Origin of the sequence: Micromonospora sp. A3M-1-15, assembly GCF_024213425.1 — a bacterium.
GTDB classification, from domain to species: domain Bacteria; phylum Actinomycetota; class Actinomycetes; order Mycobacteriales; family Micromonosporaceae; genus Micromonospora; species Micromonospora chersina.
The window spans coordinates 575,969-591,647 of the sequence record NZ_JANAVK010000001.1 but is presented as its reverse complement, the minus strand read 5'-3'; the positions used below and the strand labels follow the sequence as shown (position 1 = coordinate 591,647).

Sequence of the window (15,679 nt, the reverse complement as noted above, 5' to 3'; positions counted from 1 at the left end):
GGGAAGGCCGTCCTGGGCCGCTCAGGGGATTCGGAGGACCGGCACAGCGGCCGGTGCGATCGAGAGCTGGCGAGCCACGGCACGCATCGGCGGCAGGAAGGCCGCTCGGCATCTCGGAGGTCAAGTCCAGCGGTTCGGCAGGAAGGCCGCGCTGGCGTGCTCGACGAGCGTCAGAGTAGCACCGGGTACCGACACGTCAACCCGCCGTAGTCCGATGCCATATGTGGGCCCCAATAGCGCTGGCGATGGCGCGGCGCTGGTCCAAGGATGGTGGCGTGGTTAACGAGAAGCTGCCGGGAATCGTGCTGGTGGACGACCTGCGCTCGTTCGTTGATGGCCGGGTGGCACACGTTGCGCGCAGCAGCAGGGCCGGCATCGAGACGCTGGAGCGACGCCGCGGACAGCGATTGGACGAGCTGTGGCTGGATCACGACCTCGGCGAGGACGACACGATCTGGCCGGTCGTCGAGGTGTTGGAGCGGGCCGCCTTTGAGGAGCGCCCGTTCAACATCGGCGTGGTGTACGTCCACTCGGCGAACCCGGCCGGCGCTGAGAAGATCACGCAGGCGTTGCGGCGCTGGGGGTGCGACGTCCGCTCGGCGGCTGGGTCACCGCAGGTCGGCTACCTCTCCGAGGCCGATTAGCGGCCGGCCACCCGGACACCGCAGCGTCGACGGCCGATGAAGCGGACCACCGGCTGCCACCCGCACACCGCCGGTTCGCCGCGCCCAGTCGCTAGCGTGCGAATGAGGGCTGGCGACAGGCCATCACACCCGAAAGGAGCTGACTGATGACCGACTGGCGCTCTCTGTGGGATGCAGTTGTCGCCAGCGATGTGAGCGCCCGAGACGGCCTCGGCTGGGAGTTCACCAGCCGGACCGGTGAACCGGCCTGGGCCGTCTTCCGCGAGGACAGTGGCCCGTTCCCGGTCTTCTCCGCAGCGCGCGGGCACATCATGCCTTCGGCGGACGACCTGGCCGCCATGACGCACGAGGCTGTGGCGGACCTCTTGGCTGCCGCTGGACTGGCTGACCGACACGGCTGGATCACTGAGAACATCTCGGCCGCACTTCTGCTGGCCTCCATGAGTGTCGAGTCGTGGGAGGGAGTGGAATGGGCCCTTGAGTCTGGTCCTGACGATGTCGCGATTGCGTGGGCTGAACCCGACGCCGCGCGAACGCCCTACGCCTGGCTACGCGCCATCGGCGCCGACGCATCGGCTGAGGTCAGCGTCTACCAGGATGACGCGCTCTTCGGCCTCTGCTTCATTCCGACCGTGGAACTCCGACTGCCGGAGTTCGACTCCGGCTCACTGCGGTCCCGCCGAGGGATTCCACTCGTACGCGGCAAAATCAACCAGGTGGAAGTCGTCTACGACACCGTTGTCGAGGGCCGTCACGATGCTGGGCTCGTGAGCGAGGTCTTGCTGCACGGCGACCACGCGTCGACGTTGCTCATCGCCGCCGAAGCGTATTCCCGGCACGAGTGGCACCTCTTCGACGAGTCCGTAGTCGCTCTGACGGAGCCGACCACCGCCGAGGCACTAACCTGGATCCCCGAGCGGCACCGTTGGCGGCCGACCGAAGGTGGCCGCTGACACTCATTCATGCCGCGATCCGCGCCATCGACTGCCGCAGATCACTTGGCGGACGCCTGTCGCACACCAGTCGACGGAGGACACAGCGGCTGCCAGCCGTGTCGGGCTCTCCACTTGATGCGTGACAGATCGGTGTCAGATGAGGAGTGACACGTCCGGCTAGGCGTTCCGTCCTCGCCTTGTCAGGCGGGCCCTGTTCCAAGCCAGTAGTCGGTAGGGTGCCGGCGTGCTCATCTCCCAGTACGCCTACTTCAAGCTGGCTTCGGTGCGTGTGACTGCTGCGGAGATCACTGCTCGGCTCGGGATCGATCCGGACGAGGTGAGTGTGCGCGGCAGTCGTCTTGCCCAGCCGCCGAGACCTGCCACCCACATGTGGCAGGTTGTCTGCCGCGAGCCCGGCCGAACGGTCGATGAGCAGATCAAGCACATCGTCGACAGGCTGTCTCCCCATGCCGAACGCATCGGTGCGCTGGCGGCTGAGCTCGACCGCATCGATGGAGAGCCGGGAGCGAGCGTGCTGCAAGTCGTGCGGGTATTCGAGCATCCCGACGGAGAGCAGGAAGACCTGACCAGTCCGGTCGAGGACTTCGAGAAGCTTCCGGGGCAACATCAACTCCTGGGCTGGCACCTTGACTCCCAGACGCCGGAGTTCCTCCGGCTGACCCGCGCGGAGTTGGACGTCGACGAGTACGCCTACGGATGACGCCGCGTGCAAGGCTGGCAGACCTATCGGGGATCATCGTGCGGCGCCCGCGCCTTGTCGAACTGTCACGCATCAAGTGACGCCAGCATGTAACGCATCAAGCGGAGTACGACACCGGCTGCCAGCCGTGTCGGGTCTCAGGACCTGCGTGACAGACCAGTCTCGGGACGTGGGCGACACGTCCGGCTAGACGACCTTTTGACGTTGGGTATTTTTTGAGGCCCGTCTGGTCCCTGGCCCTGACGGTTCGCCCGTGAAGGACCGGGATTCCGTGGTGGGTCAGATCCGTGGGACGGGTAGCTCGGGTGCGCGGCCCCGGGCGCGCCAAGCGTCCGAGCCGGCGACTCCGGCCAATACCGCAGCGGCGGCGCCGCCGGCGGCCAGGGGCGGCAGGTGCCAGGTAGCCGGGATCAGGAGGCCCAGGGCGAGCAGGCCGGCCAGCCGCGATCGGGAGATTCGGCTGAAGGCCTGCAGTTCGAGAAGTGACCGGCCGGCCAGGAACAGCGCGGGCCCGCCGAGGATGGCGATGAGCCAGTTCGGTTCCGGCCGGCCGAGCGGCTCCATGATGTACAGATCGAAGCTGACACCGGCCAGGAAGACACCGGCGATCATGAGCAGGTGAGTCCCGGCCACCGCCACGGACTGCCGGAGCGGGTTCCGAGCACGCGTGATGGCCAGTGGCAGGGTCGCGCCGGCCCGGTAGAAATAGACCCGCCAGAGCAGCACGATGGCGACGAACGCAAGCCCGAACCCGGCCGCGTGCGGGGTGCCTAAGTCACTGGCGCTGAGGCCCTTGCCAGCCACGAAGATCGCCTCACCTAACGTGATCAGATAGAACTGTTGCAACCGCTCGGCCACGTGCTCACCGGCGATTGGTACGCCAGCGAATCGCATATAAGCGGCCGTGCCCCTGAGGTAGCCGATGGCCAGCGCGAGGGCCCAGAGCACGGCGCGTAGACCCTGGTTGTGCACCAGCGCGCCCACGATCCACAGCACCGTGCTCACGGCAATCGCCACGGGGTCCGTTTGACGGCGGACGCTCAGGAGGAGCAGCAGGCGGCTTATCCGGACCGCCGTATATGCGCCGGCGAAGACGAGAGCCCGCTGCTCGAACCCCTGCGGTACCGCGACGGCCATCACCACGGCGCCGGCCATCGACATGAACACGAGAGCCTGGACCAGCAACAAATCCGGACGTCGTCGGCTGGTCAAGGCGACCGTCGTCAGCCACGTGACCCAGAGCGCCAGGAACAGCAGTAAGGTCCGGGCAGCCTCCCCGATCAGGAGCTCGCGCCCGGTGCTGAAGTCGCTGATGAGCCGCAAGCTGACCTGATTGAGCGCGAACACGAAGACAAGATCGAAGAGCAGCTCCAGGAAGCTCGCCCGCATCCAGCCGGATTCCTCGCGTACGAGCCGCTCGCCGCCCGGCTCATCCATCCGTCATCAGCCCGACGCAGAGTCCCAAGCTAGTCATGGCGCTTCCTCTCGTATCTCTTCATCCAAACGAGCCAGGAACGACGAAGCCGCTCGCCACGGCAGAGCACCTAGCGCGATCTTGGGAAGCGACAGTCGACAGAGTTCCGCCCATCAGCTGAAGCCGCGGGTTCGGATTAGCTGGTCGACCTTGGCCAAGCGTCGGCCGGTGCTACGGAGGGCGGAGTGTCACCCAGGTCCTGATACCGATATGTCATGCAGGTCCTGAAGCCGGACACACCGGCTGCCAGCCGATGTGGGAGACCTTTCTGTACATCTATCAAGGCGGCCCTTGACGGGCCGCACGCGCCGCCGCCTGGGCGCGCGTCCGTCGCTCCGCTGACGCTCCGACTCCGGCCACGCAACACGCCCGGCGGCTGGCGCGGAAGCGGGGAAGCCCAAGCGGCCGCCGCAGAACGACAGGACGGTTGACCGGGTGGCAGTGGGCCGGCAGCCGGCCGGGCCGCGCGGTTACGAGCCCGCGCGGCGTAGGGGGGCGCACGCCGGCTGCGTCGGCAAGCTGCGACGTCGCGGGGGTTGCGGTTACTGCGCCTCCGGCGGGGGCGCTCCGGCTCCAGGATGGCCGGGGCAGCGCCGGCGGGTCGCGGTCCGTGGGTGGTTGCGGTAGGCCATCCTGCCTGCCATCGACCCGGGCAAGCCGAGCAGACCACCGCCCGACCCGCCAGCGTCCGAACGTGCGTCAAGGCCGTCTTGACGTGGCGGGCCGGGCGGCGGCCCGCTCCCCAGAAGGGCGGGTCGAAGGCAGACGGGATGGCAGGGTGGCTTAGGGGAAGTTATTCCCAAAGCGGGTCCTGAATTACTACTGGATCACGGCCAGAGACCAGCCTCACGTCAGCATCGGGCACATTCCGATGACTCAACTCTAGTAGGAGCCGAACTGCGGCTTGCGCTAATTCGTCAAGTGGATAAGAGGCGTTGGTGTGACCCATGGCCGTTCCAGTGACGAAATCCGCTATTAGATTACGTCCACTAGACATCGCTATTGCGGCCGTCTGCGCCACGGAGTCGCCACGAGCCACTAGTTGGCCGAAGTCTGGACTGTCGACAACGTCGGCATTGCCAACAGCTTGGATCGAGATGGCGAAGTTGGCCTGCTGTACTTTGACTTCCGTCATGCGGACTCCCAGCTGGCGGATGCCATCAATCAAGGTATTAACCGACACGCCGCGTCGTGTCTCATGCGGAGGCAAGTCGTTTGACTTGGCGGCGAAGTAGGCAATCCAGCCGTCACCGCGCAGCGCTAGACAGTCATTCTGTACTTCCCAGTTCGCACGCTGGCCCTCGGAGTTTGACGCGCCGCTTTGGCCGAAGACACGCGCTCCACGTGCTAGCAGTCGATCCAAATTCGCTTCGACTAGGTGGCCTAGATTTGGTCCTGAATCTGTCCCCAGGGCTACTACTTGTTCGAGTCGGACGCTACGGCCGATCCTGCGCCAGAATTGCACATCATCCGTCGTGAGGGTTGCAAGAAGAAGGGACAGGTCTCTGCCTGTTAGTGGGCCGGCCAGGTTGCGATGGGATGGGAAATTTTCAGGAGTTCCCCCCTGCCCCTCCCAAACTGCCCGGTAGAGCCGACTGAATCGGTTTGCCTGCTCATCGTCTAACATGCCTTCGGCTGCTACGAGCGCCGACCTGATCGGCTCCGCCTCCAAGTGCTCCGCCGCAGAGAAGCCCGCGATGGCGGATTCGGTTGCACCCCTCGCTGCCTGCTCATCGACTAGGCCTAGGCCACCACGGATAACGGCGTTCGTAAGCACCGAAGTGATGGGGACGCGAGGGGACACGAATTCCTCAATCGCGTCCGGATCTGTAATTAGGGCCCGAGCCTCTTTCGCGGCCATCACCAAGCGTTCGTGAGCGGCCGAATCCTGTTCGGATCCGAAGTCGTCCAGAGTGAGCATAATCGGGTGACTGGGTGCGATGATTTTAAGGTCGGCTGCTAGCCATTCTGGATTGGGATCGGTGCGCAGAAAGACGAGTCTTTCCCGGCTTTCCTCCGGCCAAGTCAGTACCAGGTCTGGCGCGAAAGTGTGGTTGAAGTATTCAGTCTTCCTGACTCGTGCAGACGGGTCGCCGGACCGCAGGAAGTTGCTCACGCTAGTTTTCAAGGAGTCGATACGCCGATCCGGTGTGTCGAAATCTAGCGCATGACGCAGAGCCGCGCTGAATTCGCCGCTCATTGGGACTCCTCCCCGATGCCCATGAACGCCATAACCCGCTGGTAGTGGTCGCTCGTGATTACTAGACCCTCCTGCTCATCGCAGAGCGTCAGCAGCCACAAGCGATTGGTTAATTCGTAGATCACTTGCGTGTCTAGTTTTCGTCGGGCCTCCTCTGCCGATTCTGTCCCAAACACCCGAAAGGTGTTGTCGGCGTGGAGAAGGTGCTTCTGAATGGACTCCGCGCTTCGATGCTTGTGCCAACTCTGCGCTTGAAAGGGAGCCCAGGACAACCATATCAGATTATCGCATCGGTCGGGCTTTTCTTGAAATGCTACGTAGCATTCGGCGATGAATTTCCGATACTCCGTTGCTGAGTCCATCTCATAGCGGTATGCCTTGACTTCCGCCATAAATGACATGTCATGCAGATCGCCGCCACGCAATTTGCCCCCCAGGTCAAAGCTGAAGCCTTGACCGCCATAGGGCCACTGAAAATGCAGCAGGTCTTTAAAGACCTTGTCGGTGTTTGTGTAGATCGACGCAACACGGGTCGAGTAGTTCAGCCACCGCTTAGCTCTATCTACGCCAATGCTGCCGGTCTGCTGCCGCAGCTCGCCCGCCACCATCACAGCAGGGTATATCACCCACACGGACAGCAACAGGACCGAAGATCCACCTGGCGCCCGTCGGCTGGCTGACGAGAAGGTCTGCTTGTCTCTCGACGGCAGGCTGGAGAGGCGGCTCCATCGCGTCGCGCGTCGGCGGTAGCGGCGTCGGGCACACTGGGGTCACAAGACGCCGTCAAAGGTCGTCAATCAGCGGCCAACCATGGCAGCGTTAGACCGCACGTCAGCAGGCGTCAGTCGCCGTTGCCGCTGGGGCGTGCCGGGGGTCTTAGGCAATGTCTCGTCGATCTTGGGTGAGGTCGCGTAGCCAGATCTTCATCGTGGCGATGTCGACGGTGGCCTGGTACATGAAGTCGCGCTTGTCGTACCTGGTCGCGACCGCCCGGGTGGACGGAAGTCTGGCCGAAGACCGCCCGTGTTCCGCCCCGGACACTTGCACTGGCGAGGGCTCGTTAGCCTTGCCGCGTGCTTCGTCCTCTCGCGTATCCGCCATCGACCGACCTGCCCCTGCTGGCCCAGCGAGAGATGTCTCGGGGCACCGTGCCGTATGTGGGCCTGGGTCTCGCCCTGGTCGGCGGGTTCCTGCTGTGGCGGTCGGCCCGGCCGTCGAATCCTTCTCGTCACGAGGAGCGCCGGGGTGGCGTGGTGTTCCTCGTCCTGGGCTGCTTGATCAGCATCGCCGGACTCGCGAATCTCTGGTTGGACTAGGCAGTGTCTCGTCGATCTTGGGCGAGGTCGCGTAGCCAGATCTTCATCGTGGCGATGTCGACGGTGGCCTGGTACATGAAGTTGCGCTTGTCGTACCTGGTCGCGACCGCCCGGAACTGCTTGAGCTTGTTGAACGCGCGTTCGGCGGTGTTGCGCTGCTTGTGGCGCTCCCGATCGAAGTTCGGCGGCCGGCCGCCGCGAGATCCCTTCTTGCGGCGGTTAGCCACCTGGTCAGCCTTGATCGGGATGGTGGCTGTGATGCCGCGTCGGCGTAGGTGAGCACGGATGGCCTTCGAGCTGTACGCCTTGTCAGCCAGGACATGCCCGGGGCGGATACGCGGCCGACCAACCCGGCGGGGAACCCGGATAGCGGCCATGACTGCACGAAGCCGGTGCAGTCGGCACGCTGCCCGCACGTGATGTGCCGGGCGATTGGACGGCAACGACGATCAGCGGCCAGGTGCAGCTTGGTGGTCAACCCGCCGCGGGACCGGCCGCGGCTGGGTACGGGTCACGGGGGCGTGACCGCGCCCGCCGGGCTTGCACCCAGACATGCCCGCCTCGCGGTGACTGCCGCAACCGCTTGGATCAACTTCATGCTTGAAACCCTGACTGATCGGGCAGCCGGATGTCGTGTCGCCGAACGTGATGCTGCCCCTCCGCCGAGGGCTTCCGAGCAGCCAAGCGAGCAGCCAAACCGGCGAGCAGGGGCGGACGATCACGGACGCTCACGCCATGGCGGGCGTGAGGACCAGGCGACGGACCAGCAGGCGGGGACGGACGCGTAATGCGCAGGTCAGCGGCCGACGCGGATGCGGTCGGCGGCGTACAGCTCACGGGAGCCGTCAGCGCGGAAGACCACGATGACTGGGACGCCCTCGCCAATCTCCAGCTCGCGCCGCTCCGCCGGGGTAGGCATCCGGGCAGAGGCAGTATCGCCCTTGAGGAGGGTCACCGTCTCGGTCGGCTCCAGGGCGCGGACGAACGTGCCTCGCGGTGGTTCCACGATCACGAGCCCTTCCGATCGAAGTAACGCTATCGCCTGTCGGACGCTCGTGCGGCTCAGCCCATACTCCTGAGCTAGCCGCAGCTCGCTCGGCACCGATGCGCCGGGCGCGAGGTCGCCAGACGTGATCCGGTCTCGCAGGAGGTCTGCGAGCTGCCGGAACACGGCGCGGTCTGCGCTCGGGTCGATCACGGTTGTGACGCTACGTGTCCAACAGCTCTACATCTTATTGTATCTACAGTCCTACGTCGTTACGGTGACGCTTGGCCGGTCCGGAGTCAGCTTCGGACCGAAGGCCCTGCCATCGACTCCATGCTTTAGGGGGCTCAGTGCCGCGCGTCTCGTACGACGAGTACCTGTTCGCCGTCGCCTTGACCTTGGCCCGACGGCACCGGCCGGTCTGGTCATGGATTCACTGGCGACGCATCTGCCGCTGCGGCGCGACCCTGCCATGCCGAAGCCGCCACCGCATCCCGATCAACCGCGGCCACTGGCCCAGCCAGGACGGCGCACGATGACTACTCACCACCCGATCAAGCCGGCCTGGACCTGCGGCGGTTGCGCGGGAGAGTGGCCATGCCACACCCGGCGGCGGGAGCTGCGAGCCGAGTACGACGGCGCGCCGGTCTCGCTGGCCCTTTACCTGGCCGCTCAGCTCGTCGACGCCGCCCAGGACCTTACCCACGTCCCCGCCGGCCAGCTACACCACCGCTTCCTCGGCTGGACCCGATGAGCATCCTGCGACCCGGCGACGAGAAGTTCCACTACAGCGACGGCTCCCACAAGTGGATCCCACCGGACCCGGACTACGACCAGGAGATCTGGGACGAGCAGGTCCGCCAGCACAAGCAAGGCCATCTCAGGAACGAGCGCCCGAAGGTCCGCAACCAACGCCTCGCGTGATGCCAGCAGTACAGCAGCGAAGTACAGCAGCCGTGCCAGCCGAACCGAGCCGAGAAGCGCCTCAGCAGGCCGTCTGACCTCGTATCAGGCCCGACCCGACCCGCTTGCCGAGAGTTCACACCGAAGCGGTCACCCCGCCCGCTCTACCGCCTATATTAAAACATCAGCGAAGTAGCCCGCTTTTGACAAGCTGGGTCGCCCATTCCTCAAGGTATTCGCGAACAAAGTCATCAAGCAGCCGTGAAATTTGGACGAAATACGGTGCGCCCACACCGTAGACGTTGTCCTCTTCGTGGCCATGCGCCACCACTCTTGGTACCCACCAGTCCTCAAGCCGCGCGAAGCCACTAGGCACCCTTTTTGGGGGGTCCAATCCGACCATTCGGACACACCAGTATGACATTGATCTGCTGAGTACTTCCCACTCGTCTTCATTTGCCTTTGGCGGCCTCCCCATCGACGGATCTGCCACTTCCTCACGAGCCATCGGTGCAAACTCGTCGGCTTGGAGGAGGTCCGCCGCAAGATTATTAGCGACGGCTCGCAGCCATTCGCCATATTCAGGGTTAGAGGAAAGTGCTGGTTCAAGAAGGCCGACACGAGTGCTGGCGATCTGAAATCTCCGAAAAGGTTCACTGAGTCGTTCGCGACTGGACTCCTCGCCGTCGGGTAGCCTGCCCAGTTCGATGGCGCGGTCGGAAATTTCGGCAAGCGCCGCGAGCATATCCCCGAGCGTGTTCAACAATTGTTCGGCCAAGGCCGCCCGCCGGGTTGCTCGCAGTGCCTTCACCGCAACAACAAGAGCAACAGTGGTTCCGGCAGCAGCCACCAGGGATCCGATTGCCGAGAGTGAATCAGCATCCAACTCCTGGAGCCTCCAATCATGTGACGCGCGACGTCGGTTTGCTAGTGCTTAGCCCTTCTGTCTGCGTAGCTTGCTCTGTCAAGTCCGTTGCTGTCGATGGCAGCAGCCCGACGAGAGGGCGCAGCCGTGCCCGGTCCGTGCCCGATGCAGGGGCAACGCCGGTAAGCGTGAGCACTCCGTCGCCCAGCTGCGCACGCTCGGTAATCGTCAGCGCGGCTGCTGTTCTACAGCGCGTGTAGATCAACCCGATACCCAAGCAGATGTCAGGGATCGTCGTCGGTGGGAGGCGGCCGGGGAAATGGGGTGCCTGTGGCCGCTCACGTCGGCGGCGGCGTGTTGCTGCGCGGGCTGCGGCGTAACTCCGGAACTATGCTTGCCGCATGCCGAAGCGGTCGACACCCTTCCAGGCGATCGTGCGTCTCGTGCGGCAGCACTTCGCGCAGCCCGGGGCTACGGTCACCGAGTCGAAACTGCTTCGCGACTCGGTCCTCGGGGTCCAGCGCGAGGTGGACATCGTGATCGAAGGGGAGTTCGACGGCGAGCCGATGGTCGTCTCCGTCGAGGTGATCGAGCACGGTCGGAAAGCAACGCTTCCCTGGGTGCAGGAGATGTTGCAGAAGCACCGCAACCTACCAACGAACCGGCTACTGCTCGTATCCAAGTCTGGGTTTTCGGCTACGGCGTTGGCGGCGGTCGACCGCGAGGCCGGCCGGGTACAGGCTCTACAGCCCGAGATGATCACGGTTGACGGAAGGCCGGTCATCAAGAGTTTGTTCATCGACACCATCAACTACAGCGCGACCGGGTGCAATGTGCAGGTCTTCTTCGAAGGCGATGATCGTGCAGTCGTGCCTGGGCAGCCCGACACCGACATCTATGAGGCGGATGGCACCCTCCTCGGACCCCTCGCGTACCTAGTGCACGAGGCAATCCACATGGACCTAGTAGCAAGTCGCCTTTCCGTGATGGCGCATCTCCACGAGGAACGTGACCAGGTCGTCGCGTTCTCGTGCAGGCTGGCCATGCCCCAGCTCGGCTACTACCTGCGACGCCTCGAGACGGGACAGCTGCACCGGATCGAGGCGCTTGAGATTTGGGGCGACTTCGCCTTCGCGCAGACCGAGGTCCCGTTAGCCCTTACGCAGCTGGGGGAACGGCTCTACGGTGCTGCTGAAGCCTCACTTGTGGGTCGTCCTACAGTGTGGGTGGGAACCACGGATCAAGCGACACAGTCCACTACGATCTCGTGGCAGACGACGGACGTACAGGGTCCTCCGCAACGCCCTGCACCGTTCCGACCAATTCACTTTCCCCGTCTTATCGAGCTCGACGCCAGCAGCCTGGACGGCCAAGAAACTTCGTTGCCGACGGGTGACGGCAGCTCAGAGGTTAGACCCGCGGCCGTCGGCCCCGCCGGAGCAGCCAGGAAGCAGCGAACGCGCTGGAGGTCGATGATGCCGGACCGCACGGGACGCCTGTTTTGCTGCGGTGACAAGCGCTGGATGACATGAGCTGATGCTCGTTGCTTCCGACCGACCACGTTCACACCGAAGCAGTGTGCGCGTGGTGGCGAAGGACGCAGGGACGCCGCATCAAGGCCGCTGCTCGTCGTGGGCCGCTAGCTCGGATTGAGACTCGGTCGCGGGCTTAAACCAGAAGTCAGAGAATATGCGGATTAAGGCTGGCGTTTCATAGACGAAGAAGGTGACGAGAGCTGCCAGCGCGAGCCAAGTAATGAATGTGTTGGCGAATTGAAACTCCTCGTGCAATTCGTTCACTGGTCGAACGGCTATTGCAAAGGTCATCCCGGCGGTTGCGGAAGCGAGAAATGCGAAGATCTGCAACGGTGACCGTCTGCGGATCGCGGCGACTGCGGCCAACAGGGTAATGAAGCACGCCGCCCCAGCCTCGTAGAGATGGTAGTACGCCCCAGGTATTCCTACATCAATTGGGGCGGACAACTTTCGATCATCGAATATCGGGAGCATTGCAGCTGCTGCGATTATTGAGCCGATCAGAAGTGAGGCAAGGCAGAACTTTACAAAATCGCTGTTATCCGAGCGCCTCTCGTTGGCTGTGGAATCACCTTCCTGGGAGGCGGTCGAGTCATTTAGTAGCATCACGACTAGAACAACCGCCGAACCAAGGATTACCGCCGGTGCCGTGAGATTGAAGAGCTCGGACAGCTTGTTGATTGCAATACCGCTCGTGACGAGAATCGCGACCTTTGCGCTGGAATCCCTCGAGATGTTGATCGCCACTCCTGGCTCCTGCGTCGGTGGGGGCAATAGCTGTCAATGGCTCGGGCTGGGGTCGTACTCACCGTGGGGGGACAGCCGCCGGCGACGGAGCCGTGCCGCTCGGCCTCCACACAGGAAAGTACCGCAATCCACGGACGCGCACGGGTCAGCGGATCGTCAGTGAACGCGCACCACAGCGACAAGGGATCGCGTCGGTTGGGCTGTCTCCGCGGCTTCGGACACAGTTGAACCTCGGCCTGGCGCTGCAAGACCGTCGTCGGATTCGTGTTGGCGAGCTACGAACCACGGCGCTGTGAGGTCCAGGGCTGCTCCGCTCGCCGTCGGATGGCAAGCTCGTGCCTCATGATCGATGATTTCGTCAAGGACGATCTGCACGGCCGGATCAGGTGGATACGCCAGGCGCTGATCTGGCAGCTCGGTGGGGACGCCGTGCGGTATCCGGATCTCGTGGAGGTTCGCCCGTGAGGGCGGTCATCGTCGCGGCCGCGGTCGCGTTCATCATCTCTCTGCTCGGTACGCCGGTGGCGGTTCGCGTCTTCACCGCGCTCAAGGCCGGCCAGCCGATCCGATCCATCGGGCTCGCCAGCAACGAGGGCAAGAGGGGCACGCCAGCGATGGGCGGAGTGGTCTTCATCGTGGCGACCGTCCTCGCCTACGTCGCCGGGCATATCGCCCTGACCACCCTGCCCGAGCGGCAGATCGCGCAGGAGGGGCCGACCATGACGGCCCTGGTGCTGCTCGGGCTGTTCGTCTTCTGCGGCGCGGTCGGCTTCTTCGACGACCTCCTCAAGGTGCTCCGGCGCAACTCCGACGGGCTGTCCGCCAAAGGCAAGCTGCTCGGCCAGGCGATCGTCGCCGGCGGGTTCGGCATCGCCGCGCTCTACGTGCCGAGCACCAATGGTCAGACCGTGGCCAGCGAGCACATCTCGCTCATCCGCGACATCAGCTGGCTGGACGTCGGCAAGGTCGGCGCGGTCATGGTCTTCGTCTTCGTGATCACGGCGATGTCGAACGGCGTGAACCTGACCGACGGCCTCGACGGCCTGGCCACCGGCGCGTCGATCCTGGTGCTCGGCGCGTACGCGCTGATCGGCTTCTGGCAGTACCGGCACTGGTGCGCCGACGACACGTACGCCCGCGCGAACGACTACTGCTACCAGGTCCGGGATCCTCTGGAGATCGCCATGATCGCGGCGGCGGCGGCCGCCGCCTGCGTGGGCTTCCTGTGGTGGAACACGTCCCCGGCGCGGATCTTCATGGGTGACGTGGGCGCGCTCGGGCTCGGCGGCCTGATCGGCGGGCTCGCGGTGGTAACCCGCACCACGCTGCTTTCGATCATGATCGGCGGGCTCTTCGTCATCATCACGACGACCTGGGTGATCCAGATCGTCTCGTTCCGGACCACCGGTCGACGTGTCTTCCGGATGGTGCCGTTGCACCACCACTTCGAGTTGGCCGGCTGGAGTGAGGTCAATATCGTGGTGCGGTTCTGGATCGTGGCCGGCGTCTGCGTGGCGGTCGGCCTGGGCCTGTTCTACTCGGATTTCTTGGCGGTCATGGGATAGAAGCCACGCGACAAGCCTGTGTCGTGCCACCGCCGGTGATCCGCCGGGCAGCCTGGTTCCCCACCTCCGAATTCGATGGACAGGACGATCGAGCGGGTTCTACGGTCGCGCCGATGCGCCCTGGAGAGATCGTCGTCGCTGTCGAGCAGGTACGCGCCCTGATCGACGAGCAGTTCCCCGAATGGTCGGAACTGCCGATCGTTCCGCAGCCGTTGAACGGCACCGACAACGCGCTGTTCCGGCTGGGTGATTCCCTGACGGCACGGCTGCCGCGGGCGCAGTGGGCGGTCGACCAGGTGGCGACCGACGCGACCTGGCTGCCGCGGCTGGCGCCGCATCTTCCGGTGCCTGTTCCGGTGCCGGTCGCGGTCGGCCGGCCGGGCGGGGACTATCCGTGGCCGTGGACGGTCGTCCCGTGGCTGGACGGGCGCAATCCGGAAGCGGGGCAGGACCTCGTCGACCTCGCCGTCGACCTCGCCGGCTTCGTGCGCGCGATGATCGCGATCGACCCGATGGGCGGGCCGGTCAAGGAGGGGATTCAGCGCGGCGTACCTCTGGTGCGGCGGGACGATCTGACCCGCCGGTCGATCGCGGCGCTGGGCGACCGGATCGACGGGCGGGCGGTGACCGCGGCGTGGGACGAGGCGATGGCGGCGGACGAGTGGCCCGGACCGCCGGTGTGGCTGCACGGTGATCTCCTGGAAGGCAACCTGCTGGTCGACCGGGGCAGACTCACCGGGGTGATCGACTTCGGCGGTCTCGGCCGCGGCGATCCGGCGGTGGAGGTGCGGCCGGGCTGGAGCCTGTTCGATGCCCGCGCGCGGGCCGCCTACCGGGAGGCGCTCGGGTTCGACGAGGCGACCTGGGTGCGCGGGTGGGCCTGGATGCTGTCGGGCTCGCTCTACTGGCTGGCGGACCTGTGGGACTCGATCAGCGAGGACGACCGCGAGGACACGATTCGCCACATCGACTACATCGTGCGCCACCGCCACGACTGACCTGCGCCGGCCGCGCTCAGCGTTGTGGTCCGTCCCAGGACCAGCGGGGGATGGTCAAGCCCTGTGCTGGGGATGGAATCCGTGGCTGAACGCGTGGTTGACGACCTCGTCGGCCATGACGCGGGCGTGCCGGAGTAGAGGACTCAGCGGGCGGGAACCGGCTCGGATCGCCCCAGCCACTCACGCCTGAGCAGCCCGTAGACCCACGAGTCGGAGACCTCGCCGTTCACGACGCAGTCTTCCCGCAACGTTCCTTCGCGCACGAACCCGAGCTTCTCCAACACGCGGGCGGATGCCACGTTGCGCGTGTCGGCTTCAGCCTGGACGCGATTCAGGTCGAGCGTGTCGAATGCCCACCCCAGCAGAGCGCGCGCCGCCTCCGTCGCGTAGCCGTGGCCCCACGCCGCCTCGTGAAAGCAGTAGCCCAGCGACGCGCTGCGGTAGTCGGGATTCCACTGGCTCAGGCCGCACCAGCCGATGAACGCCCCGTCGGAGATGCGATCCACGGCCAGCCGCGCCCCGGTGCCCTCCTCCGCCATCTGCCGGCAGGCCGCGATGAACCGTTCGGAGCGCGCGCGGTCGCTCCACGGTGGTGCGTCCCAGTAGCGCAGCACGTAGGCATCGCTGTGCAGCGCGAAGAGGTCGTTCGCGTCCGCGTCGTCGAAGGGACGCAGTCGAAGGCGAGCGGTGTGCAGAGTGGGGGTGGGCAGCGACATGCGCGTCATGTTCTCTCCCGTGACTGGTTGCCGGTCAACCAGACATCCCGGTGCCGGCCACCCGCAACGGGTTTA

19 protein-coding genes are annotated in these 15,679 nt (G+C 65.0%); 11 read left to right on the top strand and 8 right to left on the bottom strand.

Features of this window, described 5'->3' with window-relative positions:
• The first annotated feature begins 275 nt into the window (after positions 1-275).
• From NLX85_RS02605 to NLX85_RS02595, 3 genes are all read left to right on the top strand, one after another.
• Positions 276-644 (top strand): cyclic-phosphate processing receiver domain-containing protein, encoded by a 369-nt coding sequence (locus NLX85_RS02605; protein WP_254331425.1) that lies wholly within the window; start codon positions 276-278, stop codon positions 642-644.
• A 146-nt stretch (positions 645-790) separates the two neighbouring features.
• On the top strand, positions 791-1,597 hold the full coding sequence (locus NLX85_RS02600) for a hypothetical protein (RefSeq protein ID WP_254331424.1): 807 nt from the start codon (positions 791-793) through the stop codon (positions 1,595-1,597).
• Positions 1,598-1,823: 226 nt separating this feature from the next.
• Positions 1,824-2,300, top strand: coding sequence for a DUF4279 domain-containing protein (locus NLX85_RS02595; protein WP_254331423.1), 477 nt, complete (start codon positions 1,824-1,826; stop codon positions 2,298-2,300).
• A 279-nt stretch (positions 2,301-2,579) separates the two neighbouring features.
• Here NLX85_RS02595 and NLX85_RS02590 read toward each other — a convergent pair whose 3' ends face one another.
• The 3 genes from NLX85_RS02590 to NLX85_RS02580 form a co-directional block, all read right to left on the bottom strand.
• Positions 2,580-3,737 (bottom strand): low temperature requirement protein A, encoded by a 1,158-nt coding sequence (locus tag NLX85_RS02590; protein ID WP_254331422.1) that lies wholly within the window; start codon positions 3,735-3,737, stop codon positions 2,580-2,582.
• Positions 3,738-4,567: 830 nt separating this feature from the next.
• A complete protein-coding gene (locus tag NLX85_RS02585) occupies positions 4,568-5,974 on the bottom strand; it encodes a hypothetical protein (protein ID WP_254331421.1) in 1,407 nt (468 codons plus the stop codon).
• Positions 5,971-6,582: a hypothetical protein gene (locus NLX85_RS02580; RefSeq protein WP_254331420.1), complete on the bottom strand. Its 612-nt coding sequence runs from the start codon at positions 6,580-6,582 to the stop codon at positions 5,971-5,973. The genes NLX85_RS02585 and NLX85_RS02580 overlap by 4 nt, the downstream gene beginning before the upstream one ends.
• 465 nt (positions 6,583-7,047) lie before the next feature.
• Here NLX85_RS02580 and NLX85_RS02575 point away from each other — a divergent pair, with 465 nt between their 5' ends.
• Positions 7,048-7,290 (top strand): hypothetical protein, encoded by a 243-nt coding sequence (locus tag NLX85_RS02575; protein WP_254331419.1) that lies wholly within the window; start codon positions 7,048-7,050, stop codon positions 7,288-7,290.
• Here NLX85_RS02575 and NLX85_RS02570 read toward each other — a convergent pair.
• Positions 7,287-7,667 (bottom strand): transposase, encoded by a 381-nt coding sequence (locus NLX85_RS02570; RefSeq protein ID WP_374628047.1) that lies wholly within the window; start codon positions 7,665-7,667, stop codon positions 7,287-7,289. The genes NLX85_RS02575 and NLX85_RS02570 overlap by 4 nt on opposite strands.
• On the opposite strand from NLX85_RS02570, the gene NLX85_RS33610 reads away from it, so the two are divergent.
• A complete protein-coding gene (locus NLX85_RS33610; RefSeq protein WP_374628046.1) occupies positions 7,611-8,078 on the top strand; it encodes an abortive infection family protein in 468 nt (155 codons plus the stop codon). The two genes, NLX85_RS02570 and NLX85_RS33610, sit on opposite strands and share 57 nt — an antisense overlap.
• 8 nt (positions 8,079-8,086) lie before the next feature.
• Here the strand turns inward: NLX85_RS33610 and NLX85_RS33355 are convergent, their stop codons facing one another.
• Positions 8,087-8,488, bottom strand: coding sequence for a winged helix-turn-helix domain-containing protein (locus tag NLX85_RS33355; protein WP_254331418.1), 402 nt, complete (start codon positions 8,486-8,488; stop codon positions 8,087-8,089).
• Positions 8,489-8,810: 322 nt separating this feature from the next.
• Between NLX85_RS33355 and NLX85_RS02560 the strand changes: the two genes are divergently transcribed.
• Complete coding sequence (locus NLX85_RS02560; protein WP_254331417.1) at positions 8,811-9,029, top strand: flavin reductase; 219 nt, start codon at positions 8,811-8,813, stop codon at positions 9,027-9,029.
• On the top strand, positions 9,026-9,199 hold the full coding sequence (locus tag NLX85_RS02555; protein WP_254331416.1) for a hypothetical protein: 174 nt from the start codon (positions 9,026-9,028) through the stop codon (positions 9,197-9,199). The genes NLX85_RS02560 and NLX85_RS02555 overlap by 4 nt, the downstream gene beginning before the upstream one ends.
• Positions 9,200-9,362: 163 nt before the next feature.
• Here the strand turns inward: NLX85_RS02555 and NLX85_RS02550 are convergent, their stop codons facing one another.
• Positions 9,363-10,028 (bottom strand): hypothetical protein, encoded by a 666-nt coding sequence (locus tag NLX85_RS02550; protein WP_254331415.1) that lies wholly within the window; start codon positions 10,026-10,028, stop codon positions 9,363-9,365.
• Between the two features lie 416 nt (positions 10,029-10,444).
• On the opposite strand from NLX85_RS02550, the gene NLX85_RS02545 reads away from it, so the two are divergent.
• Positions 10,445-11,575, top strand: a complete 1,131-nt coding sequence (locus NLX85_RS02545; protein WP_254331414.1) for a hypothetical protein — start codon at positions 10,445-10,447, stop codon at positions 11,573-11,575.
• Between the two features lie 81 nt (positions 11,576-11,656).
• Here the strand turns inward: NLX85_RS02545 and NLX85_RS02540 are convergent, their stop codons facing one another.
• Positions 11,657-12,325, bottom strand: coding sequence for a hypothetical protein (locus NLX85_RS02540; protein WP_254331413.1), 669 nt, complete (start codon positions 12,323-12,325; stop codon positions 11,657-11,659).
• Between the two features lie 342 nt (positions 12,326-12,667).
• Here NLX85_RS02540 and NLX85_RS32930 point away from each other — a divergent pair, with 342 nt between their 5' ends.
• The 3 genes from NLX85_RS32930 (at position 12,668) to NLX85_RS02530 (ending at position 14,888) form a co-directional block, all read left to right on the top strand.
• Positions 12,668-12,790, top strand: coding sequence for a hypothetical protein (locus NLX85_RS32930; protein ID WP_256566652.1), 123 nt, complete (start codon positions 12,668-12,670; stop codon positions 12,788-12,790).
• A complete protein-coding gene (mraY, locus tag NLX85_RS02535; protein WP_254331412.1) occupies positions 12,787-13,890 on the top strand; it encodes a phospho-N-acetylmuramoyl-pentapeptide-transferase in 1,104 nt (367 codons plus the stop codon). The genes NLX85_RS32930 and mraY overlap by 4 nt, the downstream gene beginning before the upstream one ends.
• Before the next feature lie 113 nt (positions 13,891-14,003).
• Entirely contained in the window at positions 14,004-14,888 is an 885-nt protein-coding gene (locus NLX85_RS02530; protein ID WP_254331411.1) for an aminoglycoside phosphotransferase family protein, read from the top strand.
• A 143-nt stretch (positions 14,889-15,031) separates the two neighbouring features.
• On the opposite strand, the gene NLX85_RS02525 is transcribed toward NLX85_RS02530, so the two are convergent.
• Positions 15,032-15,604: a GNAT family N-acetyltransferase gene (locus NLX85_RS02525; RefSeq protein WP_254331410.1), complete on the bottom strand. Its 573-nt coding sequence runs from the start codon at positions 15,602-15,604 to the stop codon at positions 15,032-15,034.
• Between the last annotated feature and the right edge of the window lie 75 nt (positions 15,605-15,679).

Coding starts and splice junctions, on each gene's coding strand:
- NLX85_RS02600 (WP_254331424.1), top strand. CDS start 791: ATGACCGACTGGCGCTCTCTGTGGGATGCAGTTGTCGCCAGCGATGTG.
- NLX85_RS02590 (WP_254331422.1), bottom strand. CDS start 3,737: ATGGATGAGCCGGGCGGCGAGCGGCTCGTACGCGAGGAATCCGGCTGG.
- NLX85_RS02585 (WP_254331421.1), bottom strand. CDS start 5,974: ATGAGCGGCGAATTCAGCGCGGCTCTGCGTCATGCGCTAGATTTCGAC.
- NLX85_RS02580 (WP_254331420.1), bottom strand. CDS start 6,582: ATGGTGGCGGGCGAGCTGCGGCAGCAGACCGGCAGCATTGGCGTAGAT.
- NLX85_RS33610 (WP_374628046.1), top strand. CDS start 7,611: ATGCCCGGGGCGGATACGCGGCCGACCAACCCGGCGGGGAACCCGGAT.
- NLX85_RS02570 (WP_374628047.1), bottom strand. CDS start 7,667: ATGGCCGCTATCCGGGTTCCCCGCCGGGTTGGTCGGCCGCGTATCCGC.
- NLX85_RS02560 (WP_254331417.1), top strand. CDS start 8,811: ATGACTACTCACCACCCGATCAAGCCGGCCTGGACCTGCGGCGGTTGC.
- NLX85_RS02555 (WP_254331416.1), top strand. CDS start 9,026: ATGAGCATCCTGCGACCCGGCGACGAGAAGTTCCACTACAGCGACGGC.
- NLX85_RS02545 (WP_254331414.1), top strand. CDS start 10,445: ATGCCGAAGCGGTCGACACCCTTCCAGGCGATCGTGCGTCTCGTGCGG.
- NLX85_RS32930 (WP_256566652.1), top strand. CDS start 12,668: ATGATCGATGATTTCGTCAAGGACGATCTGCACGGCCGGATCAGGTGG.
- NLX85_RS02530 (WP_254331411.1), top strand. CDS start 14,004: ATGCGCCCTGGAGAGATCGTCGTCGCTGTCGAGCAGGTACGCGCCCTG.
- NLX85_RS02525 (WP_254331410.1), bottom strand. CDS start 15,604: ATGTCGCTGCCCACCCCCACTCTGCACACCGCTCGCCTTCGACTGCGT.